Raw genomic sequence first — 23,575 nt, 5'->3', positions numbered from 1 at the left:
ATCGGGAAACGCCATGACCGCGACAGCCGCCGCAACCTCCGCCCTCCCCCCGCAGACCCCGGCTTTGCCGGAGGCCAAGCCCGAAACCCTGGGGCTGTCGCCGCGCCGGCTGCAGGTGATGTCGGACGCCTTCAAGCGCGAGATCGACAAGGGCACCATCCCCGGCGTCACGGTGCTGGTGTCGCGCAAGGGCAAGATCGGCTGGTTCGAAGCGCTGGGCCGGCAGGCGCCCGGCTCCGACGCGCCGATGCGCCGCGACAGCATCTTCCGCATCTTCTCAATGACCAAGCCGATCGTCTCGATCGGCATCATGCAGCTGGTCGAAGACGGCCAGATGCTGCTCGACGATCCGCTCTCGAAGTTCATCCCCGAATTCGAGAATACCAACGTCGGCATCGTGCGCGGCGGCGAGCTGGAACTGGTGCCGCAGCAACGCCCGATCACTATCCAGGATTTGCTGCGCCACACCTCGGGCATCACCTACGACCACACCGGCGATGGTCCGATCCACAAGATGTACCGGGCCTCGCGGATCCGCAGCCGCAAGATCACCAACGAAGAACACGCCACCCTGATCGCCTCAATGCCGTTGGTGTGTCAGCCCGGCGCGGCGTGGAATTACAGCCGGTCGACCGACATCCTCGGCCGGGTGATCGAAGTGGTCGCCGGCAAGACACTCGGCGCGTTCCTCACCGAACGCATCCTGGCGCCGCTGCAGATGAGCGAAACCGGCTTCCACACCGCGGCCGACAACAAGGGCCGGCTCGCCGAGGCGTTCCCGACCGATCCGTGGACCGGCGATCCGGTGGCGCTGTTCAACATGCTGGAAAAGCCGGTGATGGAATCCGGCGGCGGCGGCCTGGTCTCGACCACGATGGACTACGCGCGGTTCTGCCAGATGCTGCTGGGCGGCGGCACGCTGGATGGGACGCGGATTATCGGCCGCAAGACGCTGGAACTGATGGCCAGCAATCACCTCGAGCCGCACATCCCGCCGGACAACTACATCCTGCCGCCGGGCAACGGCTTCGGCCTCGGCTTCGCGGTCCGCACCCAGCCGGGCATCTCGCCCTTCCCCGGCTCGGTCGGTCAGTTCTACTGGAGCGGCATCGCCGGCACGTTCTTCTGGATCGATCCCGCCGAACAGCTGTTCGCGGTGTTCATGTCGCAGGGCCCCGGCCAGCGCGAATACTTCCGCACGCTGGTGCGCGATCTGGTGTATGCGGCGGTGGAGTAGTTAGCCGCCCTCTCCCCGAGTCATTCCGGGGCGCGAGCAAAGCTCGCGAACCCGGAATGACTCTCGTTCCTATGACCTCGGGATTCCGGGTTCGCGCTTCGCGCGCCCCGGAATGACCCCAGAGGGTCAGCTGATCGTCGCGCCGCCGTCGATCACGAGGGTCTGGCCGGTGGTGAAGCTGCCGGCCTTGGAAGCGAGGAACACGGCGGCGCCGGCGATTTCGTCGGGTTCGCCGATCCGCTGCAGCGGCGAGCGCGCGGTGGAGTGCTTCAGCGTCTCGGGGTTCTCCCACAGCGCGCGGGCAAAGTCGGTCTTGATCAGGCCGGGCGCGATGCAATTGACGCGAATGTTGTGCACGCCGTACTCGCAAGCAAGGTTGCGGGCGAGCTGCATGTCTGCGGCCTTGGAGATGCAGTAAGCGCCGATCACGGTCGAGCCCTTCAGGCCGCCGATCGAGGACACGATGGTGATCGAACCGTCCTTGCGCTCGATCATCTGCGGCACGACTTCGCTGATCAGCCAGTGGTTGGCGACGATGTTGTTGTCGAGGATCTTGCGGAACTGATCGTCGTTGATGCCGGCCTGCGGCCCATAATACGGGTTCGACGCGGCGTTGCAGACCAGCGCGTCGATCTTGCCGAGTTTCTGAGTCGCCTCCTGCGCGAGGCGCTTCAGGTCATCCTTGCTGGAGATGTTGGCGGCGAGCGCCAACGCAGTCCCGGCGCCATAGGTGTCGTTGATCGACTTGGCGACCGCGTCACAAGCATCCTGCTTGCGCGACGAGATCACCACCTTGGCGCCGTGCTCCGCCATCCGCTCGGCGATCGCCTTGCCGATGCCGCGCGACGAGCCGGTGATGACGGCGACTTTGCCGCTCAGGTCGAACAAGTTCATGTTTCTCTCCCGTTGTGATTGTTGTGAGTGGATGACTTATCCGTCATTGCGAGCGTAGCGAAGCAATCCAGGTCCGTGCACTACGCTGGATTGCTTCGTCGCTTCGCTCCTCGCAATGACGGATGGCTTGGGTTCGACAATGGTGCCTAGGCCAGCTTGCTCGGCGTCGCCAATTCAGGGCCCGCGGGCTGGTGCATCGCGGCGTGCGACGGATCGGCGATCCACGGCTGCTGATTGACCATCGGAATCCGCCAGCCCTCGTGGCCGTTCGAGGCCATGTGATCAAGCCGCGTGATCGAGCAATTGTCGATGGTGAAGGCCAGACCCCGCTCCGGCTGATCGCGCAGTGCGACGCCGATCGCGGCCTTGATGGTACCGCCGTGCGCGACCGCAACAATGTCTTCGCCCGCATGCGCGGCGGTGATCCGCGCGATCGCACGCTTTGTACGCTCGTACAGATCCATGAAGCTCTCGCCGTTTGGCGCGCGCTCGTCGATCGGCGCAAACCAGAAGGTGTCGAGATTGACCGGCAGCTTGGCGAAGAACGCGGCACGGTTGGTGCCTTGCCAATCACCGAGATGCTGCTCGTTGAGATCGGCGTCCTGCGTGATGGCGTCGGGGCGCGGGAAACCGGCGGCGAAGATTGCTTCCGCGGTCATATGGGTGCGCTTCAGTTTGCTCGCGTACCACACCGCGTTCTGCGGCAGCACCCGGCTGACCGCATCGAACACCACGCGATCGCTGCAGTCGCAATCGATGTCGATCTGGCCGTAGATGTTGCCGCCGTCGCTGCGCACCGGTGCATGCCGCACCCACCACCACCGAGTCGCGGTGACGCCGACCGGCACCGAATGTTGGGCGACGAACGGTTTGTCGTTGGAAGACGGCGGCACGTTCGTCATGCGAGAAAATCCTTTCAATCCGGTCACAAGTCGCTGTACGTCAGACCTCGCATCGCCTCAAGTCACTTGTGTGTCGAACGCGCGATGTCGATCGAACGATCGTCGTTCCAATTCCGTCAAACGGCAAACGCCGAAGCGATCAGCAGGGAGCAACGCATGGGCCGCCTCGAAGGCAAATCCATCATCATCACCGGCGCCGGTAGCGGCATCGGCCGCGCGGCATCGCTGCTGTTCACCAAGGAAGGCGCGCAACTGATCGCGGTAGATCGCACCGAAGGCGTGCAGGAGACGGTCGAGCAAGTGCGCAAGGCGGGCGGCACCGCCGAAGCGGTGATGGCCGATGCGGGCTCCGAGGACGATGTGAAGGGGTTCGTCGCCAAGGCGCTCGCCGCTTACGGCAAGCTCGACGGCATCTGGGCCAATGCGGGTATCAGCGGCGGCCTGGTGCCGCTGCCAGAACAGACGCCGGAGCATTGGCAGGAGATCCTGCGCGTCAACCTGATCGGTCCGTTCCTGGCGATCAAGCACACCATGCCGCATCTGATCAAACAGGGACACGGCGCGATCGTGTGCACCGCCTCGGTCGCGGGCCTGAAGAGCGGCGCGTCGGGCCATCCCTACGCGGCGTCGAAAGCCGGCGTGATCAGCCTGGTGCAGACCACCGCCTACTCGCTGTCCGGCACCGGCGGGCGCATCAACGCGGTGTGCCCCGGCCTGATCGAGACCGGCATGACCAAGCCGGTTTTCGACAATGCCAAGCAGCGCGGCACCGATCACAAGATCGGTCAGCTCAACCCGCTGAAGCGCGCCGGCCAGCCGCACGAACTCGCCACCATGGGCCTGTTCCTGCTCAGCGACGAAGCGTCCTACGTCAACGGTCAGGCCTTCCCGGTCGACGGCGGCCTGACCGCGTCGATGCCCTATGCGGGCAAGCCGATCTGAGACGGGATGATGAGCGGAGCGGACCGCTCTACACACGATCGTCATCCCCGCGCATGCGGGGATCCAGTATTCCAGAGCGTTCGTGATGACCAAGACGCACTGGGATACTGGGGCGCCCGGTCAAGCCGGGCGATGACGACCTTTTTGAGATGAATATCGCAATTTCGTCATTCGGGGCGCTGGCGTAACGCGCGCCCCCGGAGGTCTGCACACCTTCGGTGTGCATCCCGGAATGACGTTGGTGAGAGCAACAGAAAAGGCGCGATCCTTGCGGACCGCGCCTTTTTCAATCTCGAAACCCGCTTACTTCGCGCCGGCCTTCTGGGCGTATTCCCACGCCAGCTCCGCCATTGGCACGGTGCGGGCGGCGGATTCCTTGGCCTTGTCGGAGGCCGCGGTGCCGTCGCGGACGCGGCCGGCGATGCCCGCCAGAATGCCAGCGAGGCGGAATGTGTTGTAGGCCAGATACCAATTGAGGTTCGGCACGCCGGCGATGCCCGCGGCCTTGCAATAGATGTCAGCAGCCTGCTCCAGCGTGGGGATATTCAGCGCCTTCAGATCGGCTTCGGCGAGGCCCGGCATCGCCCACTGCATCAGCAGATAGGTGAAGTCGGCCATCGGATCGCCAAGCGTCGACAGCTCCCAATCCAGCACCGCCAGCACCCGCGGCTCGGTGGCGTGGAAGATCATGTTGTCGAGCCGGTAGTCGCCGTGCACCACCGACACCCGCTCCTGCACCGGCACAGTGCTCGGCAGCCACTCCATCAGCCGCTCCATCTCCGGGATGGGCTCGGCCACCGACGCCTTGTACTGCTTGCTCCAGCGGTCGACTTGGCGGGCGAAGTAGTTGCCGGGCTTGCCGAAGTCGCCGAGACCAATGGCTTCCGGCTCATAGCTGTGCAGCTGCGCCAGCGTTTCGATCTTGGCCTTGAAGATCGCCCAGCGCGCTTCCGGCGTCTGGGTCGGCAGGGTCGGATCCCAGAACACCCGGCCCTCTTCCATCGACATGATGTAGAACGACACACCGATCACGGAGTCGTCGGTGCACAGCGCATAGGCCTTGGCGACCGGGAAGCCCTGCTTGCCGAGGGCGGCGATGACGCGGAATTCGCGATCAACCGCGTGCGCCGACGGCAGCAGCTTGCCGAACGGCTTGCGCCGCATCACGTAGGAACGGTTCGGGGTGATGAGCTTATAGGTCGGGTTGGACTGCCCGCCCCTGAACTGCTGAACCTCGAGCGGGCCCTGATAGCCCTCGACGTTCACCTGCATCCATTCGGCGAGGCGGGCCTCGTCGACCCGATGCCGCTCCTCGACCGGCTTGGTGCCGGTGTAATCGTCGTCGTTTCGCTTCCCGACCAAGTGACGCTCCTTGTTCTTGTTCGCGCGTTACGCGCCGCGCGTTCCGACAATCCCAAAATGGTCATACCCGGGCTTGGCCCGGGTATCCATCTTTTCAAGAGATGGATCGCCGGATCAAGTCCGGCGATGACGTTTTTGTGCGGCCTACGCGGTCAGTGCGCCGCGTTGGCGTACTTCTTCATCTCCAGGCGGGCGATGGCGCGGTTGTGCACCTCGTCCGGACCGTCCGCGAGCCGCAGCGTACGGATGTTGGCGTAATCCTTGGCGAGCCCCGCATCGTCGGACACGCCGGCGCCGCCGAAGGCCTGGATCGCTTCGTCGATGATGCGCTGCGCCATGCGCGGCGCCGCCACCTTGATCATCGCGATCTCGAGCTGGGCGGTCTTGTTGCCGACCTTGTCCATCATGTCGGCGGCCTTGAGGCACAGCAGTCGGTTCATCTCGATGTCGATGCGGGCTTCGGCGATCCGCTGCTCCCAAACCGAGAACTCGATGATCCGCTTGCCGAACGCGACGCGCGACTGCAGGCGCTTGACCATCTTCTCAAGCGCCTCTTCGGCCTTGCCGATGGTGCGCATGCAGTGATGGATGCGGCCCGGGCCGAGACGGCCCTGCGCGATCTCGAAGCCGCGGCCTTCGCCGAGCAGGAGGTTCGACGCCGGAACGCGGACGTTCTCCAGCTTGACCATGCCGTGACCGTGCGGCGCATCGTCGAAGCCGAACACCGGCAGCATCTTCTCGATGGTGATGCCGGGGGTGTCGAGCGGCACCAGGATCTGCGACTGCTGCTGATGACGCGCAGCGTTCGGATCGGTCTTGCCCATCACGATCGCGATCTTGCAGCGCGGATCGCCGACGCCCGACGACCACCACTTGCGGCCATTGATGACGTAGTGATCGCCGTCCTTCTCGATCCGGGTCTCGATGTTGGTCGCGTCCGACGACGCCACCGCCGGCTCGGTCATCAGGAACGCCGAACGAATTTCGCCGGCCATCAGCGGCCGCAGCCACTTCTGCTTCTGCTCCTTGGTGCCGTAGCGGAACAGCACTTCCATGTTGCCGGTGTCGGGCGCCGAGCAGTTGAATACTTCAGAGGCCCAGGAGATGTGGCCCATCTGCTCGGACAGCAGCGCGTATTCGAGGTTGGACAGACCCGCGCCGTGGAATTCGTCATCGTCGTGCGACGACGGCGGCAGGAACAGATTCCACAGACCTTCGGCCTTCGCCTTGGCCTTCAGCTCCTCGAGAACCGGGATCACCTTCCAGCGCTCGCCCTCGGCGTCCTGCTGCTTGTAGATCGGCACCGCGGGGCGGACGTGGTCGTTCATGAACTTGGTGACGCGGTCCAGCCATTCGCTTTGGCGATCGGACATCGTGAAATCCATCAGGCGATCCTCACTGTTTTCCCAGACTGTTGTGACCGACGGGGTGGCGGCACTGTCGTCCTGCCGCATCGCGCCCGCAAGTCGGATTCCGCCCCGCATCCCCCGAGGGCCGGGAGACCACGAACCGCGAAAACGAAGCCGCCGGCGCCTCAGCGCCTACGGCGCATTGACTTCCGGCTGTGAAACGATAGTTTCATACAGCTGTTTGAATTGCAAGAACGATGATTTCCCGCGGAGCGGCATGTCCACCGACACCACACGCAGTGCGATCCTGACCGCCGCCGAACGGCTGTATGCCGAGCGCGGCTTCGGTGACGTCACCTTGCGCGACATCGTCGCCGCAGCCGGCGTCAACCTCGCCGCGGTGAACTATCACTTCGGCTCGAAGGACGAGCTGATCGCAGAACTGTTCGTGACCCGCTCGATTGCCACCAACCGCGAGCGGTTCAACGAGCTCAAGGCCGCGGAAACCGCCGGCGGCGGTCGCGCGCCGATCGAGGCGGTGTTGCGGGCGCTGATCGGCCCGACATTGCGCGGCTGCCTCGGCCAGGACAGCGAGCGCTCGGATGCCGCACGCTTCATGATCCGCGCCGCGATCGAAACCATCCCGCCGATCCGCAAGATCAAGAACCGCGAGATCGACCACTTGCGCAAATTCGCCGCGGCGATGCGGCGCTCCCTGCCCGGCAAGCCGGACGCCGAGATTTATTGGGGCCTGCACTTCGCCCTGGCAATGGCGCAGCAGACGGTGCGCGACAGCGAGCGCCTGCTGCGACTGTCGGAAGGCACCTGCGATCTCGACGACGTCGACGGCGTGATCGACCGCGTCGTGGCGGTCGCGTCGCTGGCGCTGAAGATGGGCGCCATCGGCACCAGCGAGGCCGCAGTGTCGCGGCGGCGCTGAGCCTGCGCAGCGACCGCCGACGACCTCACCTCAGCGCGCGATCAGCTCGACGATGCGGTACAGCACTAGCCCGGCAGCCAGCACCAGATAGCCGCGCAGCACCAGCAGCCAAATTCGGCTGACGGCACTGAGACGGGCCGGCGGCAGCGTCGCGAGTGGCGGCATCCGCCACTCTTCCAGCGCAACAGCGGCCGTCGCCACGGTCTCGGCGCGAACGTCCTGTCGGCGGCGCGCGATCAGCGACACGAGTGCGGACAGCAGCAGCGCGCCGACCACGCCGCCGCCCAGGATGCCGAGGATCATCCGCTCGCCGACCTCGGGGAACAACACCGACACGGTGAGGATGACCGACAGCAGCACCAGCACCGCGACGATCGCACCGGTGAACAGGTTGCCGGCGCGGCCGTTGGCCCACGGCCCGAGCACGGCCTTGTCGTTGCACAACAGCAGCAGAAACACCGTTGCGCTCGGCAGCAGCACGCCGGCCAGCGTCTGCACCGCGTTGGTGAGCAGGCCGAGCGGCATTCCAGGCGTGACCACCAGCGCCGCCGCAAACGCGATCAGTCCGGCATAGACCGCGTAGAACCCCTTCGCCTCGCGCGGCTTGCGATGCAGCGAATGCGCCACCGCAAACACGTCGCCGATCGCATAAGCGGTCGACAGCGAGACTGCGGCGGCGCCGATGATGCTGGCGTCGAGCAGCGCCAGGGCGAACAGGATCGCGGGCAGCCGCCCGGCCGCCTGCTCCAGCCCGTGCGCGGTGCCGAGCGCATCGGTGTAAGCGCCGAACTCCGGCCGGCCGGCAAACGCCGCTGCCGAGAAGCCGATCATCGCCACCGCGCCGATGATCACCAGGCCGATGCCGACGCAGAGATCCCAGCGCTCGTAGCGGATGAAGCGCGGGGTGATACGCTTGTCGATCAAATAGCTCTGCTGGAAGAACAGCTGCCACGGCGCGATGGTGGTGCCGACGATGGCGATGATCAGCAGCATCACCTCGCCGAGCGGCGCGCCGGCCGGCATCTTCGGCACGAAGAAATCGTGCGCCAATTGCGGCAGCGGCGGATGCACCATCACGGCAACCGGAATCAGCAGCAGGCTGCCGGCGACCAGCACCAGCGCGAACCGCTCGAACCGGCGGAAGTCACCGGTCGAGACCGCAAAGGTGATGATCACCGCAGCCGCGATCACGCCCCAGAACTGCGATAGGCCGAGATATTGCAGCGCCAGGCTGATGCCGATGAACTCGGTCACCAGCGTCAGCGCGTTGAGCAGGAACAGGTCGGCGACGCTGAACGCGCCCCAGAACTTGCCGAACCGCGCGAAGATCAGCCGCGCATGGCCGACGCCTGTGACGGCGCCGAGCCGCACCACCATCTCCTGGTTGACGTACAGCACCGGGATCAGCAGCAGCAACGTCCACAGCAGCGTGGTGCCGTAGTTCTGGCCGGCCTGGGTGTAGGTGCCGAACGCGCCGGCGTCATTGTCGCCAACCATCACGATCAGGCCGGGACCGGCGATTGCCAGCAGCGTCTGCAGCCGGGCTTTGAGCGTACGCCGCGGCGCGCGGTCATCGGCCGCGATAGTGCCGAGTGCGCCGCGGATCTCGCCGAGATGGGCGCTGTCCAGCACCGCGCTCGGCGGAACGGCGGCGCAGGCTGCCGTCGCCTGCAAGGGGATGTGCTTGGTCATTTGTCTCTCCTGATCCGGCCTGCGCGCAGCGGCCGGACACGGAGAGCGGCGCTAAGCGCCCTCGCCGGCCCGGCGCCGATGCGGCACGGCCACGTCTGGTGCTGATTCCGGGAGTGGCAGGCCCGCCGCACGCACGAAGGCGGCGGCGGGCAATCTGGGTTGATGGTCCATCGGAATGGCTCCTGCCCGGCAAGCCGCCGGGCGCTCCAATTACGCCGCGCGCGAGGGCGGCTGGTACACGCGGTCGCCGGTGTCACCGCCTTCGGCGTCCGCGGCAGCGCCGGACGGCACCACGGTCCATCCGGCCACCAGCGTGCCGGCCGAGCCGACATGCCAATGCAGTGCGAGTGCGGGACGCTGCGCCCGGCGCGGCATGCTGCGGACGTTGTCGTTGGCGTGGGCGCGCCGGCTCTCGGCCGGGCGCGCGGCGCGGCCGGTCCAGGCCGGCCACCATGCGGTTTTGAAGTTGATCGACATCACTCACCTCCACGGCCGCAACGCGGCGGGACGGTGAGATCAGGCGGCTAGCAGCGCACCTTGCTCACGCGGCCCGACACGGTCGCGGTCCAATGTGTTGCGGTCGCATTCGCCCGGCCTGTCGCGGGGGGAAGGCGGCCAAAGCTGCTAGGGCCCATGTGCTCTTCGTTGGATGAGAAGGAAGGATCGCGCGCAAAGGCTCGACCCGGCCGGAGCCGTACGCCCGCACCTGCGATCGAGTCAACACTGTTTGTGGCCGGTCACGCCGCCGTGTTCGGTGGGCACGGACGGTGCGCAGCACCGCCCGTCCTTGCTGCGCGCACGTGCGCGGACACCTCAGATCGCCAGATAGCGATGGCGCAGCTCTTCGCTATCCAGCACGTGCTTGGCGGTGCCGTCGAACACCACTTCGCCGGTGTCGAGGATCACGGCCCGGTCGGACAATTCCAGCGCCGCCACCGCATTCTGCTCGACGATGATGGTGGTGATGCCCGCGGCACGTACTTCCTTGAGCGCCTTGGCGATGTCGTGGCGGACCACCGGAGCCAAGCCTTCGTAGGGCTCGTCGAGCAGCAGCAGCTTGAGATCGCGGGCCAGCGCGCGGGCGATCGCCAGCATCTGCTGCTCACCGCCCGACATCGTCACGCCTTCCTGCTTGCGGCGCTCGGCCAGCCTCGGAAACAGCTCGTAGATCCGTTCGAACGACCAGCCGACACTGCCGGAGATCACCGCGATCTGCAGGTTCTGCTCCACCGTCATCCCCGGGATGATGCGGCGATCCTCCTGCACCAGCTGGATGCCGGCCTGGGCGGCGACATAGTTCGGCTTGCCGTGCAGCTTGACGCCGTCGAGGATCACTTCGCCCGAGACCAGCTCGGGTGTCGAGGCGCGTGCGATCGAGCGCAGCGTCGAGGTCTTGCCGGCCCCGTTGCGGCCGAGCAGAGCCAGGATCTCGCCCTTGTTCAGCGAGAACGAGACGTTCTGCACGATATAGCTGTCGCCATAATAGGCGTTGAGGTTGCGGCAGCAGAAATACGGCGTCTCGCCCGCGTGGGTGGCGTGCGGCCGTTCGGCGGTCATCGTCGTCATACTTGTTCCTCGCCGAGATAGGCTTCGATCACTTTCGGGTTGCCCTTGATCTCGTCGGGCACGCCCTGCGCGATGACGCGGCCGCCGGCCAGCACGGTGATGCGGTCGGCGAGCGAGAACACGACGTGCATGTCGTGCTCGATGATCACGATGGTCATGCCCGACTGCTTGATCTGCCGCAGGATCTCGATGGTGGCGTTGGTGTCGGCGCGCGCCATGCCGGCTGTCGGCTCGTCGAGCAGCAGCAGCTTCGGCTTCTGCACCAGGCCCATCACCAGCTCGAGCCGGCGCTTGTCGCCGCGCGAGAGCGCACCGGCGAGGTGATACAGATGGCCGCCGAGGCCGCGCTCGCGCAGCGCCTGCACGGCGCGCTGGCCGATCTCGCCCTGCTCGTCGAAGCGCGACACCAGCTTGAGCCGGAACGCGCCGTCCTGATGCGACAGCATCGCCATCATGACGTTTTCCAGCACGGTCAGATCGCCGAAGATCTCCGGCGTCTGAAACACCCGCGCCACGCCGAGCTGATTGATCTCATACGGCTTCAGCCCCGTGAGCTGGGTGCCGTGGAACATCACCTTGCCCTGCGTCGGCGGCAGCACGCCGACGCAGACGTTGAGCAGCGTCGATTTGCCCGCGCCGTTGGGGCCGATGATGGCGTGGGTCTCGCCCTCACGGATGTCGAGATGCACATCCGCCAGCGCGTGCAGACCCGCGAACGTCTTGTGGACGTGATCGATGTGCAGAACGATGTCGCTGTTCACTTTCATGGCGCGGTGGCTCTCGCTTTTTGCTCGGCGGCGTTCTTCTCGATCTCGGCGGTGCGGTCGTGCGACGGCATCTCCTCGATCACCATTTCGCCGAGACCGTCACGCTGCGGCGAGTCGCCGAGCGATTTGACCTTCGGGGTGTGCTTCAGGCCGATCAGCCGGTTGATGCCTTCCATCACGCCGCCCGGCAGGAAGATCACCACCGCCATGAACAGCAGGCCGAGGGTGAGCTGCCAACCTTCGCCGACGAACAGGCTCAGCGTCTTGACCACCGGTTCGCGCAGCCCGTCGGGCACGAAGGTGAACATCGCCTTGAGCTGGGCTTCGTTGTAGGCCGAGAAGATGTTCTCGAAGTACTTGATGATGCCGGTGCCGAGAACCGGGCCGAGCAGCGTGCCGGCGCCACCCAGGATGGTCATCAGCACCACCTCGCCCGACGCGGTCCACTGCATGCGCTCGGCGCCCGCGAGCGGATCGGTGGCGGCGAGCAGCGCGCCGGCGAGACCGGCGAACATGCCGGAGATCACGAAGGCGGACAGCAGATACGGCCGGGTCGAATAGCCGGTGTAGCCCATCCGGTTCTGGTTCGACTTGATGGCGCGCAGCGTCATGCCGAACGGCGAGCGGAAGATCGCGATCGACAGGCCGAACGCCGCCACCAGCACCGCGCCGCAGATGTAGAACCCGGTCCAGCCGGTGATCTGCATGCCGAACAGCGACGGCGTCGGCGAGACGTAGCCGATCGCGGCGTCGAGATAGCGCGGATCCTGGCGCAGCACGCGCAGGCCGGTTTCGCCATTGGTGATCGGCGTCAGCACCGAATACGCCATGTTGTAGCACATCTGCGCGAACGCCAGCGTCAGGATCGAGAAGTAGATGCCGGAGCGGCGCAAGCTGACGAAGCCGATCGCCAGCGCCAGCACGCCGGCCAGCACCACCGACATCGCCACCGCGGGCAACAGATCCATCGACAGCAGCTTGAACGACCACACCGCGGCGTAGGAGCCGACGCCGAGGAACGCGGCGTGGCCGAACGACAGGTAGCCGGTGAGACCGAACAGGATGTGGAAGCCGATGGCGAAGATGCCGTAGATAGCGAACTTCTGCAGCAGGTCCGGATAGCCGGCACCGATCGGGGTGAAGATGATCGGGCCCAGCGCCACCACGATGGCAAAGCCGATCAGCAGCGCGATGTCGGCGAGTTTGGAGGTGTGCTTCATCGGATCAGCTCTCCATCACGCCCTTGCGTCCCAGCAATCCGCGCGGACGCACCAACAACACCACCACGGCGACCAGATAGATGATGATTTGGTCGATGCCGGGCAGCAGGCCCTTGATCTCGTTCATCGAGGCGAACGACTGCAGGATGCCGAGCAGGAAGCCGGCCAGCACCGCACCCGGCAGCGACCCCATCCCGCCGACCACGACGACGACGAACGACAGCACCAGGAAGTCCATGCCCATGTGATAGTCAGGCGGCACGATCGGCGTGTACATCACGCCGGCGAGGCCGGCGACGATCGCTGCGAGGCCGAACACGATGGTGAAGCGCCGCTCGATATTGATGCCGAGCAGACCGACGGTCTCGCGGTCCTGCATGCCGGCGCGCACCACCATGCCGAAGGTGGTGAGCTGGAGGAATGCGAACACCGCGCCGATCAACACCAGCGAGAAGCACAGATAGACGATGCGCCAGTACGGATAGACGATCGCCTCGGTGATCTGCAGCGAACCGGAGAACAGCGCCGGTGCCGATTGCGCGATCGGATTGGCCCCGAAGAAGTGCTTGACGATCTCCTGCAGCACGATGGCAAGGCCGAAGGTGACAAGGATCTGGTCGGCATGCGGGCGCTTGTAGAAGAACCGGATCAGGCCGCGCTCAATCAGGATGCCGATCAGCAGCATCACCGGGATCGCGAGCAGGATCGACACCGGCACCGAGTAATCGATCAGCACCTTGCCCCAGTCGCCGAGCATCGACTGCACGTAGGGCGTCTTGACCTCCAGCGGCGAGCCCCAGGGCGTCGTCCGCGTCGGATCAATCTTGACGATTTCCAGCGTCAGCAGCTTGTTGAACACCACGGCGCAGAACGCGCCGAGCATGAACAGCGCGCCGTGGGCGAAATTCACCACGCCGAGCGTGCCGAAGGCCAAGGTCAGCCCGAGCGCGATCAGCGCATAGGCCCCTCCTTTGTCGAGGCCGTTCAGGATCTGCAGAACGATCGCGTCCATGCGTGGTCAATCTCCCCCTGTGTCCGCGGCACCATGGCGCGCGTCCATCGAAATTCCCCGGCGACCGACCACGGCCGGCGGGCCAATACAAACTTTGCAGTCACTGTCGCCCGACCATCGGTCAGAGGCGGTACGCGCTTTATTGCTGCTCAAGAGACACGTGGCGGTCGGCTGCGCCGCGTGGCTCAGCCGACCGGTCACGATTCTGCTCGCCGGGCCGCAGCTCGCAGCCCGGCCGGATCAGATCAGCCGCACGCCTTGGCGTCCTTGGAGCCAAGTTCGCCGCCGAAGATGCTCGGGTCGTAGGTGACCTGCGACGCCGGCACGATCTTCTTGACTTCGAGCAGGTCGAACTTGTCCTTCGGCTTTTCCTTGCCCTGCACCACCAGCACGTCCTTGAAGCACTGATGGTCGGCGGCGCGGTACAGCGTCTTGCCGTTGCCGAGGCCGTCGAACTCGAAGCCTTCGAGCGCCGCGATCACCTTCGACGGATTGAAGGTGCCGGCACGCTCGACGGCGTCGGCATACAGGATCGCCTGGACGTAGCAGGTCTGCGCGGCCTGCGACGGCGGGGTGCCATAAGCGGCGCCGAACGACTTGGTGAAGGCGCTGGTGGCGGCGTCTTCGAGCTTCCAGTCCCAGTTCGCGGTGCCGTAGATGCCCTTGATCGCATCACCGGCACCCTGCGCCATCAGCTCGGAGAACAGCGGCACGACGATCTCGAACTTCTTGCCGTTCGCCATCTTGTCGCGCAGGCCGAACTGAACCGCCTGGGTCAAGGAGTTGATCATGTCCTTGCCGTAGTGGTTCAGCACCAGCACGTCGGCGCCGGAGTTCAGCACCGGGGTGATGTACTGCGAGAAGTCGGCGGCGCCGAGCGGGGTGCGGACCGCCTTGACCGTCTTCCAGCCCTGCTTCTCGGTCGCGTCCTTCATCGACTCTTCCTGGGTCCAGCCCCAGGTGTAGTCGGCGGTCAGATGATAGGCGACGCGGTCCTTGCCATAGGCTTCGGCCAGCACCGGGCCGAGCGCGACGCCGGACATGTAGGCGTTGAAGAAGTGGCGGAAACCGTAGGCGCGCTTGTCCTTGCCGGTGGTGTCGTTGGAGTGGGTCAGGCCGGCCATGAAGATCACGCCGACGTCCTGGCACAGCGACTGCACCGCGACCGCTTCAGCCGACGACGAGCCGCCGGTGATCATGATCGCGCCGTCCTTTTCGATCATGCGCTTGGCGGTGGCGCGCGCCTGATCGGCCTTGGTCTGGGTATCACCCGAAACGAAGGTGACCTTCTTGCCGAGCACGCCGTTGCCCTTGAGCGCCAGCGGCTTCATGGTCTTCAGCATGCCGCCGTCGCCCTCACCGTTGAGGTGCTTCACCGCGAGCTGATAGGCCTTGAGTTCATCCATGCCTTCGTCGGCATAGGCGCCGGACTGCGGAACGTTGAAGCCGAAAACGACTTCCTTGCCCTTCGGGATGTTGCAGAAATCGTCGGCCCAGGCGTCGCGGATGAAAAAGCTCGGCGTGGCAAGGGCGGCAGCACCGGCCAAGCCGGTCTTGAGCGCAGTTCTGCGGTCGATGATAAATTTTTTGTCGGCCATGGGGCGTCTCTCCTCGGGTTCCTCGGGAAGTCTTCTTGTTAGTCTCGGGTCGTCGCGCTCACACGCTGATCGATGCCCAGGCTGCTCTTGGTGGCAGCGGAGCCGAAGTCTTGGAGAGCGGGTCCAATAGGGTCAACCGCTCCTTTTGTCTAAGGAGCGTCGATCAGTTCGCAGCGAAGGTAATTGCTCGCGCGGTTGACAGAACTAATCGTCAGCTTGTCGTGACAACTCGTCACAGTAACTATTGTGCATATTGATCAGAAAGCGTCGGCAGATCAGTCACTGCAGCGTTGTCACAACTGTCACATATCGCGCTGCACCAAATAACAACTCGGACGTCTCCGCATCGGCATCCGCCAATTTATGTGACGTTTGGTCGCTCAAGCGAGCGTTGGACTATGCACGCCCGCGACATCATGTCCGATACCGCACAGTTCTGAGTGTGAGGATCGTTTAGAATTTACCAAACCAGGTCGGCACATTCTCCGCGCCGCCGAGACTGGCGGCATCGCCATACAGCCCCGCGAGAAACGTCGCGCGATGGCTCGCGTTGGCAGTCGGGATTCCTACAGCCTGGCGACCGCCGGCCGACAGCGCCCGATACACCATCGCCGGATGCAGCGCTTCGTCGGCGAGCCCATAGTGAAACCGGATCGGCGAATCGTAGCGCCAATACGAAGCCCGATTGGCTGCGAGGTGACGCAGGAAGGCGCTGTTGCGATCGTCGGTGGCGCGCTCAAAGAAGCCCGGCACCAACAGATCGGAGCCAGTCGGGAACGGCTGCTGCGGATCGGCCACGACCTTGTAGTCACCCCAGTATTTGCGGGCCATCGCCCGGTATTCGGGGCGGATAGCGCTGTCGAGCAGACCGCTGAGGCGATAGTTCAGCTCGTAACTGCCCAACGCAACGATCATGCACAGCGAGATCCAATTCGGCAGCGCCGGATAGGACGTCGTGCCGGCCGGCAGCGCGAAGCTCTGCGCGCCGGCCCAGTAGCTCCAGGCTTCATTCAGATCGTTGAACGGGCTGGCGACCGCGGTGGCGGCGATCGGTCGCGACCGGCGGCGCAGCGCCTGATGAAGCCACTGGGTGTTGAGCGCGCCCTGCGACCAGCCGTGCAGGAAGAGTTTTGACGGCTTCAGGCCGAGCGATTTCATCGCCACCTCGCCCGCCGCCAGCATGTCGAGACAGGTCTGGACGCTGACGCCTTTGACCGCGTAGCCCTCGCCTCGCCCGTTGCGGAATGGACCCTTGCCGACATAATCGGCGGCGACCACCGCATAGCCGCGCGCCGCGAACCGCTGCACGTTGAACAGCGTCTCCAGCGAATCCGCCGCATCGCTGAGCTGGTACGCCGGATCGGCCAGCTTGGTCAGGTTCGACGGGACCTGATCGAACGACAGGATGGTGCCGTGCTGCCAGGACAGCAGCGGCAATTCGCCGGTCTTGCCGGCCGGCACCGCCAACAGCCCGCTGACACTCAGCCGCTCACCAGTCTCGGGAACACGGGTCGTGGTCACGATCCGGTGCAGATCGACGTCAACCTGTGCACCGGCGGTGGCAGCATCGAAGGCAGGCAGGATCGCCGGGGCGTTGAACAGCGCGAACGCCTTGGCCACCTCGGCGTCGAGCCGCGCAGCGCTGACCCGCGCCGATATGTCGATTCCGGATCGCAGTGAGGGGCGCCGCACCGCCGCCTGTGCCGGGCTGAAGCCGAGCGCGACAGCGCCAGCGGTAGCCGCGGCACCGAACACCAGAGACCGACGCTGCCGGTCGATCCCGCCTGAGGCTGCCTCTGACTGAGCAGGGACGGACAGGTGATTCAAAAGCGCCGGCATGGGGAGGGCCTCGGATCTCGAGCAAGGACGAATCGACGATCGCGCCAGTGTAGCGCGCGCCAGTGACCGAGCATGCAGAGCGCAAAGAAAACGCCGCGCGGGAAACGCCTCAATCGAGGCGATCCCGCGCGGCGCGGATAGTGTGGCAGCCTGCCGCCGCGTCAGCTGACGCGACGTTCGCGGCTCTCCCAATACGGCTGGCGCAGTTCACGCTTGAGGATCTTGCCGGCACCGGACAGCGGCAGCGGCGTCTCGGTGATCTCCACACTGCGCGGACACTTGTAGCCGGCGATCAACGCCTTGCAGTGGGCGATCAACTCTTCCGACGTCACGGTGGCGCCGGCCTTGGTGACCACCACCGCGTGGACCTGCTCGCCCCACGCTTCGTGCGGAATGCCGATCACCGCGCATTGCGCCACCGCAGGATGCTGCGCCACCGCGTTCTCGACCTCGACCGAGTACACGTTCTCGCCGCCGGAGATGATCATGTCCTTGACCCGGTCGACGACATAGACGAAGCCGTGCTCGTCCATGTAGCCGCCGTCGCCGGTGTGCATCCAGCCGCCAGCGAGCGCCCGCGCGGTCTCCTCCGGCCGCTCCCAATAGCCCATCATCATGTTGTCGCCGCGCACGCAGATCTCGCCGACCGTCCCATACGGCACGGTGCGATCCTCGGCATCGACGATCCGCACTTCGCAACCCAGCGTGGCCCGGCCGGCGGCGCGCTGCCGCCCCTTGGCCTTGCCCTCGCCGATGTGCTCCTTCCAATGCAGCAGCGTCGCGATCGGCGACAGCTCGGTCATGCCGTAGGCCTGGGTAAACTGCACCTTCGGCAGCGCCGCCGAAGCGCGGGCCAGCACGGCCTCGCTGATCGGCGAGGCGCCGTACACGATGTTCTTCAGCGACGACAGGTCGTAATTCTTCAGCGCCGGATGATCGACGAACATCTGGATCATGGTCGGCACCAGCAGTACGTCGGTGACCCGCTCGTTCTGCATCGCCTGCATCACGCCCTCCGGCGTGAACGACGGGATCATGACGTTGGAGCCGCCCGACAGCAGCAGCGAATACATCGCGGCGCCGTTGGCGAGGTGGAACATCGGCGCGGCGTGCAGATAGACAGACGTCCCGGGAAACAGCCCCTCGCCCAGCGCATTGAGCGCATTCGCCATCAGATTGCCGTGGCTCAGCATCACGCCCTTGGAGCGGCCGGTGGTGCCGCCGGTGTAGAAGATGCCGGCGAGATCCTCGGCCTTGCGCATCGCATCCGGAATCGGCGCGTGAGTGGCGATCAGATCCTCATAGCTCTGCATGCCGGCCGGCACATCGCCTTCGTCGGCATAGATCAGCGCCATCGACGGGATCGCCTGCGCCAATGCGGCACCGGTCGCGGCAAAGGCCTTATCGACCACCAACGCCACCGCGCGGCAGTCGCGCAGCGCGTCTTCGTTCTCCAGCGCGCTCCAGCGGATGTTGAGCGGCACGATCACGCCGCCGCACCAGCCGGCAGCGAGATACATTTCGAGATAGCGATCCGAATTCAGCGACAGGATGGCAACGCGTTCGCCCTCGCCGACACCGCTGGCGCGCAGGCCGGCAGCGAGCCGCGCGACGCGGTCGCCGACCTCGCGCCAGTTACGTCGGCGGCCGGCGTAGACGGTGGCCAGCCCTTCCGGGTTGATCTGCAACGCGCGCCGCAGGCCGTGGGTGATGTTCATGATGTCCTCCCTTGGGTCGTTTCCTGTTGTTGTTGCCTTCAGGCGCCTGAAGGGCGCTCTTCTTCTTGGTTGATCGGGTGGCGAGCCCCTCGGTGAGGCGCATCGCGAATTCGTCGGCGATCGCCTCCGGCGACAGCGCGCCGTCGCGCTGATACCAATGGCCGATCCAGTTCAGCGATCCGGCGATCGCGAACGCGGTGAGCTTCGGATCGCACAGCTTGATCGATCCGTCGGCGACGCCCTCCGCGATGAAGCGGCGGAACGTCTGGTCGATGCCGCGCTTGGCAGCGCGCACCGTCTTCTCGTTCTCCGGCGACAGGTCGCGCGGATTGAACCGCACCATGCTGGCACCGAACTCCGTAGCCATCGTTGCGGCATAGGCGCGCACCAGCGCGCGCAGCTTGCCAAGTCCGTCGTCACCAGACCGGCTGATGTCCGCAATGATCTCGTCGACCTGCTCCTGACCGAGCGCCCAGCACTCGAACAGAATCTCCTCCTTGCTGCGGAAGTAATTGTACAGCGCCGGCTTGGTGATGTTCAGCCGCTCCGCCACTTCGTTGAGCGTGGCGCGATGATAGCCCTGTTCGAGGAACAGATGCACCGCCGTTCGCAGCACTGCCTCGCGCTTTTCGTCGCGGGCGCGGCGGCGGCTCTCGAACGGCATCCAGGGCGATCGGTCGTCGGCGGCGTGTCCGCTCATCACAAATTCCGCAGGCAGCAATTTGGCAAGTAACTGATCCGGCGCCGATCGATTGACTCGCCAGCAGCTCGCATATATTACTCATGGGTAATGAAAAGTCCAATGGGTAAGTTTAGGGAGAAAACAATGGCGTCACCCGTCCACGTCGCCGGCGTCGGCATGATCCCGTTCGTCAAGCCGGGCGCAAACGAGCCGTATCACCTGATGGGCGCCGAAGCGGCGCGGCTGGCCTTGCGCGACGCCGGCCTCGGCTACGATGCGATCCAGCAGGCCTTCGTCGGATACGTCTATGGCGACTCCACCTGCGGTCAGCGCGCGCTGTACCAGGTCGGCATGACCGGCATCCCGATCGTCAACGTCAACAACAACTGCTCGACAGGCTCGACCGCGCTGTACCTGGCGCGGCAGGCGATCGCCTCCGGCGCCGCCGACTGCGTGCTGGCGCTCGGCTTCGAGCAGATGAAGCCCGGCGCGCTCGGCTCGGTGTTCGTCGATCGCCCCAGCGCGTTCGAGGACTTCGACGCCGCCGCCGATCAGTTGATCGACGCCCCGGGCGTGCCGCTGGCGCTGCGTTATTTCGGCGGTGCCGGCCTCAGCCACATGCAGAAATACGGCACCCCGCTGTCGTCCTTCGCCAAGGTCCGCGCCAAAGCCAGCCGTCACGCGGCGAAGAATCCGCTGGCGCTGTTCCGCAAGGAGGTCTCGGCCGACGACGTGCTCAATGACCAAGTGATCTGGCCGGGCGTGATGACCCGGCTGATGGCCTGTCCCCCCACCTGCGGCGGCGCCGCCGCGGTGCTGGTGTCCGAAGCCTTCGCCAAGAAGCACGGCCTCCGCACCGACGTTCGCATCGCCGCGCAAGCGATGACGACCGATACGGCGTCGACCTTCGAAGCGCACGACATGATGCGCGTGGTCGGCTACGACATGGCGCGCGCTGCGGCCACCAAGGTGTACGAGGACGCCGGCGTCGGACCGGATGACATCGACGTCGTCGAGCTGCACGACTGCTTCGCCCACAACGAACTGATCACCTACGAGGCGCTCGGGCTGTGCCCCGAAGGCGGCGCCGAGAAGTTCATCGCCGACGGCGACAACACCTATGGCGGAAAGTTCGTCACCAACCCGTCGGGCGGTCTGCTGTCGAAGGGCCATCCGCTCGGCGCCACTGGCCTCGCACAATGCTACGAGCTGACCCGGCAGCTCCGCGGCACCGCGGAGGCGACCCAGGTCGACGGCGCCAAGCGCGCGTTGCAGCACAATCTCGGTCTCGGCGGCGCCTGCGTGGTGACGCTGTACGAGCGCGCGTGAGGCAAATCTCATGGTCGATCAATCCGCTGTCGGTCGCCGGTTCACCCCGGTGACTGCCCATGTCGAGGCCGGGCGGCTGCGCTACTTCCTCGACACGCTCGGCGAGACCAATCCGGTTTATCGCGACGCCGCTGCGGCCAAGGCCGAAGGCTTCGCGGCGCCGCCGATCCCGCCGACCTATCTGTTTTGCCTCGAGATGCTCGACAACGAAAAACCGTTCGAGTTTCTCACTGCGCTTCAGATCGATCTCGGCCGGGTGCTGCATGGTGAGCAGAGCTTCACCTACCATGCCCCGGTGATGGTCGGCGACACGCTGACGTTCAGCCCCCAGGTGACCAGCGTCACCGACAAGAAGGGCGGTGCGATGACGCTGATCGGCGTCGAAACCACCGTCACCAATCAGCACGGGGTTCACGTCGCCGATACGACGCGGACCATCGTGGTGCGTAACGGATGACCGACACGATGGACATGACCACCTCTCCCGCGGTCGGCGACCGCATCGTCCACAAGCGCTTCCCCGCGATCAACCGCCACCGGCTGGCGCTGTATTGCGGCGCCTCCGGTGATCATAATCCGATCCACGTCGATATCGACTTCGCCAAGGCGTCGGGTTTTCCGGACGTATTCACCCACGGCATGCTGGTGATGGGCTATCTCGGCCAGGCACTCAGCGACGCCGTGCCGCCGGGCCGGATCCGCAGCTTCTCGACGCGGTTCGCGGCGATCACCCAGCTCGGCGCCGAGATCACCTGCGAAGGCCAAGTCACGGAACTGATCGAGGCCGGCGGCGAGCGCCGCGCCCGACTCGCACTGACCGCCCGCGACCAGACCGGCGAGATCAAGCTCGCCGGCGAAGCGATCGTCGCCCTGTCATAACAACAAGCATTCGAGGAAACCTCATGGCCAAACTGCAAGGCAAGGTGGCGCTGGTCACCGGATCGGGCCGCGGCATCGGCCGCGCCATCGCGCTGAAGCTCGCATCCGAAGGCGCGCGGGTCGTCGTCAACGACCTCGACGCCGAGCCGGGCGACGCCGTCGCTGCTGAGATCAAGGCAATGGGCAGCGACGCGATCGCGATCAATGGCAGCGTTTCGGAAGCCGGCTTCGCCGATCGCTTCGTCGGCGCCGCGGTGGAAAAATTCGGCGGCCTCGACATCATCGTCAACAACGCCGGCTACACCTGGGACTCGACGATCCAGAAGATGACCGACGAGCAATTCCAGGCGATGCTCGACGTGCATCTGGTGGCGCCGTTCCGCATCCTGCGCGCCGCCGCCGAGCCGATCCGGATCTTCGCCAAGAAGGAAGCCGAAGCCGGTCGGGAGGTGTTCCGCAAAGTCGTCAACATCTCGTCGATCGCCGGGCTCTACGGCAATGCCGGCCAAGCCAGCTACTCGTCGGCCAAGGCCTCGCTGGTCGGACTGACGCGCACGCTGTGCAAGGAATGGGGCCGCTACAAGGTCAACGTCAATTGCGTCGCGTTCGGCCTGATCAACACCCGCCTCACCCAGCCGATCGAGGCGCAGCAGAAGACCATCGACGTCGCCGGCCGCGACATCAAGGTCGGCGTGCAGCCGCAGATGCTGGACGCGATGGCGCGGATGATCCCGCTCGGGCGCGGCGGCACGCCGGAGGAAGCGGCTGACGCAGTGTATCTGTTCTGCAGCCCGGAATCCAACTACGTCAGCGGCCAGGTGCTGGTCTGCGGCGGCGGCTTGATCCTGTAAGCGGACATACGGCGATGACCCTGGTTCTGTCGGAACGGCGCGGCGCCGTCGCGGTGCTGACGTTGAACAACCCGGCGCAATACAACGCGATGCGCCGCGGCCTGCTCGGCGAGCTCGGCGCCGCCTTGAACGCGGCGCTCGCCGACGATGCGGTGCGCGCCATCCTGCTCACCGGCGCCGGCAAAGGCTTCTGCGCCGGCGCGGCGCTCGGTAGCGAGACGTTCGAAGCCGGCGCGGCGGTCGCGCCGTGGATGCGCGCCGAACTCAGCCCGGTGCTCGAGGCGATGCGCAGCGCGGCAAAGCCGATCGTCGTCGCGGTCAACGGCCCCGCGGCCGGCGCCGGCGTCGGCCTGGCGCTCGCCGCCGACATCGTTGTGGCGGCGCGCTCGGCGAAATTCGTGCTCAGCTTCGTCAAGCTCGGCGCCGCGCTCGATGCCGGCACCTCGCTGTTCGTGCAACGGGCGATCGGCGTCGCCCGCGCCCGCGCACTGGCGCTGCTCGGCCGTCCGCTGTCCGCCGAACAGGCCGAGCAATCCGGCCTGATCTTCCAGGCAATCGACGATGAGCGCCTGATGGACGAAGCGATGGCAATCGCCGAGCAACTCGCGGCCGGACCGCCGATCGGCATCGGCCTGATTAAGCGCCAAATCGAAGCGGCATGGAGCACCCCGCTCGCCGAGGTGCTGGACGACGAAGCCGAACAGCAGGGCCGTGCCTTCGTCACCGCCGACCTGCGCGAAGGCGCCGCCGCCTTCGTCGAGAAACGCGCGCCGAACTTCACCGGCCGCTGACGTCG

22 protein-coding genes are annotated in these 23,575 nt (G+C 65.7%); 8 read left to right on the top strand and 14 right to left on the bottom strand.

Annotated features, from left to right (window positions below; all coding sequences use genetic code 11):
• Positions 1 to 13 precede the first annotated feature (13 nt).
• Positions 14 to 1,237: a serine hydrolase domain-containing protein gene (locus tag DY467_RS08455; protein ID WP_164635296.1), complete on the top strand. Its 1,224-nt coding sequence runs from the start codon at positions 14 to 16 to the stop codon at positions 1,235 to 1,237.
• A 126-nt stretch (positions 1,238 to 1,363) separates the two neighbouring features.
• Here DY467_RS08455 and DY467_RS08450 read toward each other — a convergent pair whose 3' ends face one another.
• Both DY467_RS08450 and DY467_RS08445 read right to left on the bottom strand, forming a co-directional pair.
• Positions 1,364 to 2,131 carry an SDR family NAD(P)-dependent oxidoreductase gene (locus DY467_RS08450; protein ID WP_164635294.1) on the bottom strand — a complete coding sequence of 256 codons (768 nt, stop codon included), beginning with the start codon at positions 2,129 to 2,131 and terminating at the stop codon, positions 1,364 to 1,366.
• Positions 2,132 to 2,277: 146 nt separating this feature from the next.
• Entirely contained in the window at positions 2,278 to 3,033 is a 756-nt protein-coding gene (locus DY467_RS08445; protein ID WP_164635292.1) for a histidine phosphatase family protein, read from the bottom strand.
• Between the two features lie 156 nt (positions 3,034 to 3,189).
• Between DY467_RS08445 and DY467_RS08440 the strand changes: the two genes are divergently transcribed.
• A complete protein-coding gene (locus DY467_RS08440; protein WP_164635290.1) occupies positions 3,190 to 3,975 on the top strand; it encodes an SDR family NAD(P)-dependent oxidoreductase in 786 nt (261 codons plus the stop codon).
• Positions 3,976 to 4,278: 303 nt separating this feature from the next.
• Here the strand turns inward: DY467_RS08440 and DY467_RS08435 are convergent, their stop codons facing one another.
• Positions 4,279 to 5,337 (bottom strand): phosphotransferase, encoded by a 1,059-nt coding sequence (locus tag DY467_RS08435; protein ID WP_164635289.1) that lies wholly within the window; start codon positions 5,335 to 5,337, stop codon positions 4,279 to 4,281.
• Between the two features lie 152 nt (positions 5,338 to 5,489).
• Positions 5,490 to 6,722, bottom strand: a complete 1,233-nt coding sequence (locus DY467_RS08430; protein WP_013501889.1) for an acyl-CoA dehydrogenase family protein — start codon at positions 6,720 to 6,722, stop codon at positions 5,490 to 5,492.
• Between the two features lie 241 nt (positions 6,723 to 6,963).
• Here DY467_RS08430 and DY467_RS08425 point away from each other — a divergent pair, with 241 nt between their 5' ends.
• A complete protein-coding gene (locus DY467_RS08425; protein WP_164635281.1) occupies positions 6,964 to 7,626 on the top strand; it encodes a TetR/AcrR family transcriptional regulator in 663 nt (220 codons plus the stop codon).
• A gap of 30 nt (positions 7,627 to 7,656) precedes the next feature.
• Here the strand turns inward: DY467_RS08425 and DY467_RS08420 are convergent, their stop codons facing one another.
• The 10 genes from DY467_RS08420 to DY467_RS08375 form a co-directional block, all read right to left on the bottom strand.
• A complete protein-coding gene (locus DY467_RS08420; protein WP_164635279.1) occupies positions 7,657 to 9,318 on the bottom strand; it encodes an NRAMP family divalent metal transporter in 1,662 nt (553 codons plus the stop codon).
• A 210-nt stretch (positions 9,319 to 9,528) separates the two neighbouring features.
• Positions 9,529 to 9,795, bottom strand: coding sequence for a hypothetical protein (locus DY467_RS08415; protein WP_164635277.1), 267 nt, complete (start codon positions 9,793 to 9,795; stop codon positions 9,529 to 9,531).
• A 336-nt stretch (positions 9,796 to 10,131) separates the two neighbouring features.
• Positions 10,132 to 10,884, bottom strand: a complete 753-nt coding sequence (locus tag DY467_RS08410; RefSeq protein ID WP_164635275.1) for an ABC transporter ATP-binding protein — start codon at positions 10,882 to 10,884, stop codon at positions 10,132 to 10,134.
• Entirely contained in the window at positions 10,881 to 11,651 is a 771-nt protein-coding gene (locus tag DY467_RS08405; RefSeq protein WP_164635272.1) for an ABC transporter ATP-binding protein, read from the bottom strand. Before DY467_RS08405 ends, DY467_RS08410 begins: the two co-directional genes overlap by 4 nt.
• Positions 11,648 to 12,871 (bottom strand): branched-chain amino acid ABC transporter permease, encoded by a 1,224-nt coding sequence (locus DY467_RS08400; RefSeq protein ID WP_164635270.1) that lies wholly within the window; start codon positions 12,869 to 12,871, stop codon positions 11,648 to 11,650. The genes DY467_RS08405 and DY467_RS08400 overlap by 4 nt, the downstream gene beginning before the upstream one ends.
• A 4-nt stretch (positions 12,872 to 12,875) precedes the next feature.
• Entirely contained in the window at positions 12,876 to 13,883 is a 1,008-nt protein-coding gene (locus DY467_RS08395) for a branched-chain amino acid ABC transporter permease (RefSeq protein WP_164635268.1), read from the bottom strand.
• A gap of 245 nt (positions 13,884 to 14,128) precedes the next feature.
• Positions 14,129 to 15,481: a substrate-binding protein gene (locus tag DY467_RS08390; protein ID WP_107345106.1), complete on the bottom strand. Its 1,353-nt coding sequence runs from the start codon at positions 15,479 to 15,481 to the stop codon at positions 14,129 to 14,131.
• A 453-nt stretch (positions 15,482 to 15,934) separates the two neighbouring features.
• Positions 15,935 to 17,236, bottom strand: coding sequence for an alpha/beta hydrolase family protein (locus DY467_RS08385; RefSeq protein ID WP_349627623.1), 1,302 nt, complete (start codon positions 17,234 to 17,236; stop codon positions 15,935 to 15,937).
• Positions 17,237 to 17,481: 245 nt separating this feature from the next.
• A complete protein-coding gene (locus DY467_RS08380) occupies positions 17,482 to 19,038 on the bottom strand; it encodes an acyl-CoA synthetase (RefSeq protein WP_164635264.1) in 1,557 nt (518 codons plus the stop codon).
• Positions 18,956 to 19,738 (bottom strand): TetR/AcrR family transcriptional regulator, encoded by a 783-nt coding sequence (locus DY467_RS08375; protein WP_164635262.1) that lies wholly within the window; start codon positions 19,736 to 19,738, stop codon positions 18,956 to 18,958. Before DY467_RS08375 ends, DY467_RS08380 begins: the two co-directional genes overlap by 83 nt.
• Before the next feature lie 126 nt (positions 19,739 to 19,864).
• Here DY467_RS08375 and DY467_RS08370 point away from each other — a divergent pair, with 126 nt between their 5' ends.
• Genes DY467_RS08370 through DY467_RS08350 form a run of 5 tightly spaced genes read left to right on the top strand, consistent with a single transcriptional unit; the run spans position 19,865 to position 23,570 of the window.
• Positions 19,865 to 21,049 carry a lipid-transfer protein gene (locus DY467_RS08370; protein WP_107356151.1) on the top strand — a complete coding sequence of 395 codons (1,185 nt, stop codon included), beginning with the start codon at positions 19,865 to 19,867 and terminating at the stop codon, positions 21,047 to 21,049.
• A 10-nt stretch (positions 21,050 to 21,059) separates the two neighbouring features.
• Positions 21,060 to 21,506 carry a MaoC family dehydratase N-terminal domain-containing protein gene (locus tag DY467_RS08365; RefSeq protein WP_107356152.1) on the top strand — a complete coding sequence of 149 codons (447 nt, stop codon included), beginning with the start codon at positions 21,060 to 21,062 and terminating at the stop codon, positions 21,504 to 21,506.
• Entirely contained in the window at positions 21,503 to 21,928 is a 426-nt protein-coding gene (locus DY467_RS08360) for a MaoC family dehydratase (protein ID WP_205502180.1), read from the top strand. Before DY467_RS08365 ends, DY467_RS08360 begins: the two co-directional genes overlap by 4 nt.
• A 23-nt stretch (positions 21,929 to 21,951) precedes the next feature.
• The gene (locus tag DY467_RS08355) at positions 21,952 to 22,779 is read left to right on the top strand and encodes an SDR family NAD(P)-dependent oxidoreductase (protein ID WP_164635260.1); all 828 of its coding nucleotides are present in this window, start codon (positions 21,952 to 21,954) and stop codon (positions 22,777 to 22,779) included.
• Positions 22,780 to 22,793: 14 nt separating this feature from the next.
• Positions 22,794 to 23,570, top strand: coding sequence for an enoyl-CoA hydratase-related protein (locus DY467_RS08350; RefSeq protein WP_164635258.1), 777 nt, complete (start codon positions 22,794 to 22,796; stop codon positions 23,568 to 23,570).
• Positions 23,571 to 23,575: the final 5 nt, after the last annotated feature.

It is taken from the genome of Rhodopseudomonas sp. BR0G17 (assembly GCF_010907025.1).
In the GTDB taxonomy this organism is placed as follows: Bacteria; Pseudomonadota; Alphaproteobacteria; order Rhizobiales; family Xanthobacteraceae; genus Rhodopseudomonas; species Rhodopseudomonas palustris_H.
Note: the sequence above shows the minus strand (reverse complement) of the source record. Positions and strands in the feature narration are given on the sequence as shown.

Bases quoted from the DNA above. Each gene is read 5' to 3' on its own strand.
- DY467_RS08455 (WP_164635296.1), top strand. From the start codon at position 14: ATGACCGCGACAGCCGCCGCAACCTCCGCCCTCCCCCCGCAGACCCCG.
- DY467_RS08450 (WP_164635294.1), bottom strand. From the start codon at position 2,131: ATGAACTTGTTCGACCTGAGCGGCAAAGTCGCCGTCATCACCGGCTCG.
- DY467_RS08445 (WP_164635292.1), bottom strand. From the start codon at position 3,033: ATGACGAACGTGCCGCCGTCTTCCAACGACAAACCGTTCGTCGCCCAA.
- DY467_RS08440 (WP_164635290.1), top strand. From the start codon at position 3,190: ATGGGCCGCCTCGAAGGCAAATCCATCATCATCACCGGCGCCGGTAGC.
- DY467_RS08430 (WP_013501889.1), bottom strand. From the start codon at position 6,722: ATGGATTTCACGATGTCCGATCGCCAAAGCGAATGGCTGGACCGCGTC.
- DY467_RS08425 (WP_164635281.1), top strand. From the start codon at position 6,964: ATGTCCACCGACACCACACGCAGTGCGATCCTGACCGCCGCCGAACGG.
- DY467_RS08420 (WP_164635279.1), bottom strand. From the start codon at position 9,318: ATGACCAAGCACATCCCCTTGCAGGCGACGGCAGCCTGCGCCGCCGTT.
- DY467_RS08415 (WP_164635277.1), bottom strand. From the start codon at position 9,795: ATGTCGATCAACTTCAAAACCGCATGGTGGCCGGCCTGGACCGGCCGC.
- DY467_RS08410 (WP_164635275.1), bottom strand. From the start codon at position 10,884: ATGACGACGATGACCGCCGAACGGCCGCACGCCACCCACGCGGGCGAG.
- DY467_RS08405 (WP_164635272.1), bottom strand. From the start codon at position 11,651: ATGAAAGTGAACAGCGACATCGTTCTGCACATCGATCACGTCCACAAG.
- DY467_RS08400 (WP_164635270.1), bottom strand. From the start codon at position 12,871: ATGAAGCACACCTCCAAACTCGCCGACATCGCGCTGCTGATCGGCTTT.
- DY467_RS08395 (WP_164635268.1), bottom strand. From the start codon at position 13,883: ATGGACGCGATCGTTCTGCAGATCCTGAACGGCCTCGACAAAGGAGGG.
- DY467_RS08390 (WP_107345106.1), bottom strand. From the start codon at position 15,481: ATGGCCGACAAAAAATTTATCATCGACCGCAGAACTGCGCTCAAGACC.
- DY467_RS08380 (WP_164635264.1), bottom strand. From the start codon at position 19,038: ATGAACATCACCCACGGCCTGCGGCGCGCGTTGCAGATCAACCCGGAA.
- DY467_RS08375 (WP_164635262.1), bottom strand. From the start codon at position 19,738: ATGAGCGGACACGCCGCCGACGACCGATCGCCCTGGATGCCGTTCGAG.
- DY467_RS08370 (WP_107356151.1), top strand. From the start codon at position 19,865: ATGGCGTCACCCGTCCACGTCGCCGGCGTCGGCATGATCCCGTTCGTC.
- DY467_RS08365 (WP_107356152.1), top strand. From the start codon at position 21,060: ATGGTCGATCAATCCGCTGTCGGTCGCCGGTTCACCCCGGTGACTGCC.
- DY467_RS08360 (WP_205502180.1), top strand. From the start codon at position 21,503: ATGACCGACACGATGGACATGACCACCTCTCCCGCGGTCGGCGACCGC.
- DY467_RS08355 (WP_164635260.1), top strand. From the start codon at position 21,952: ATGGCCAAACTGCAAGGCAAGGTGGCGCTGGTCACCGGATCGGGCCGC.
- DY467_RS08350 (WP_164635258.1), top strand. From the start codon at position 22,794: ATGACCCTGGTTCTGTCGGAACGGCGCGGCGCCGTCGCGGTGCTGACG.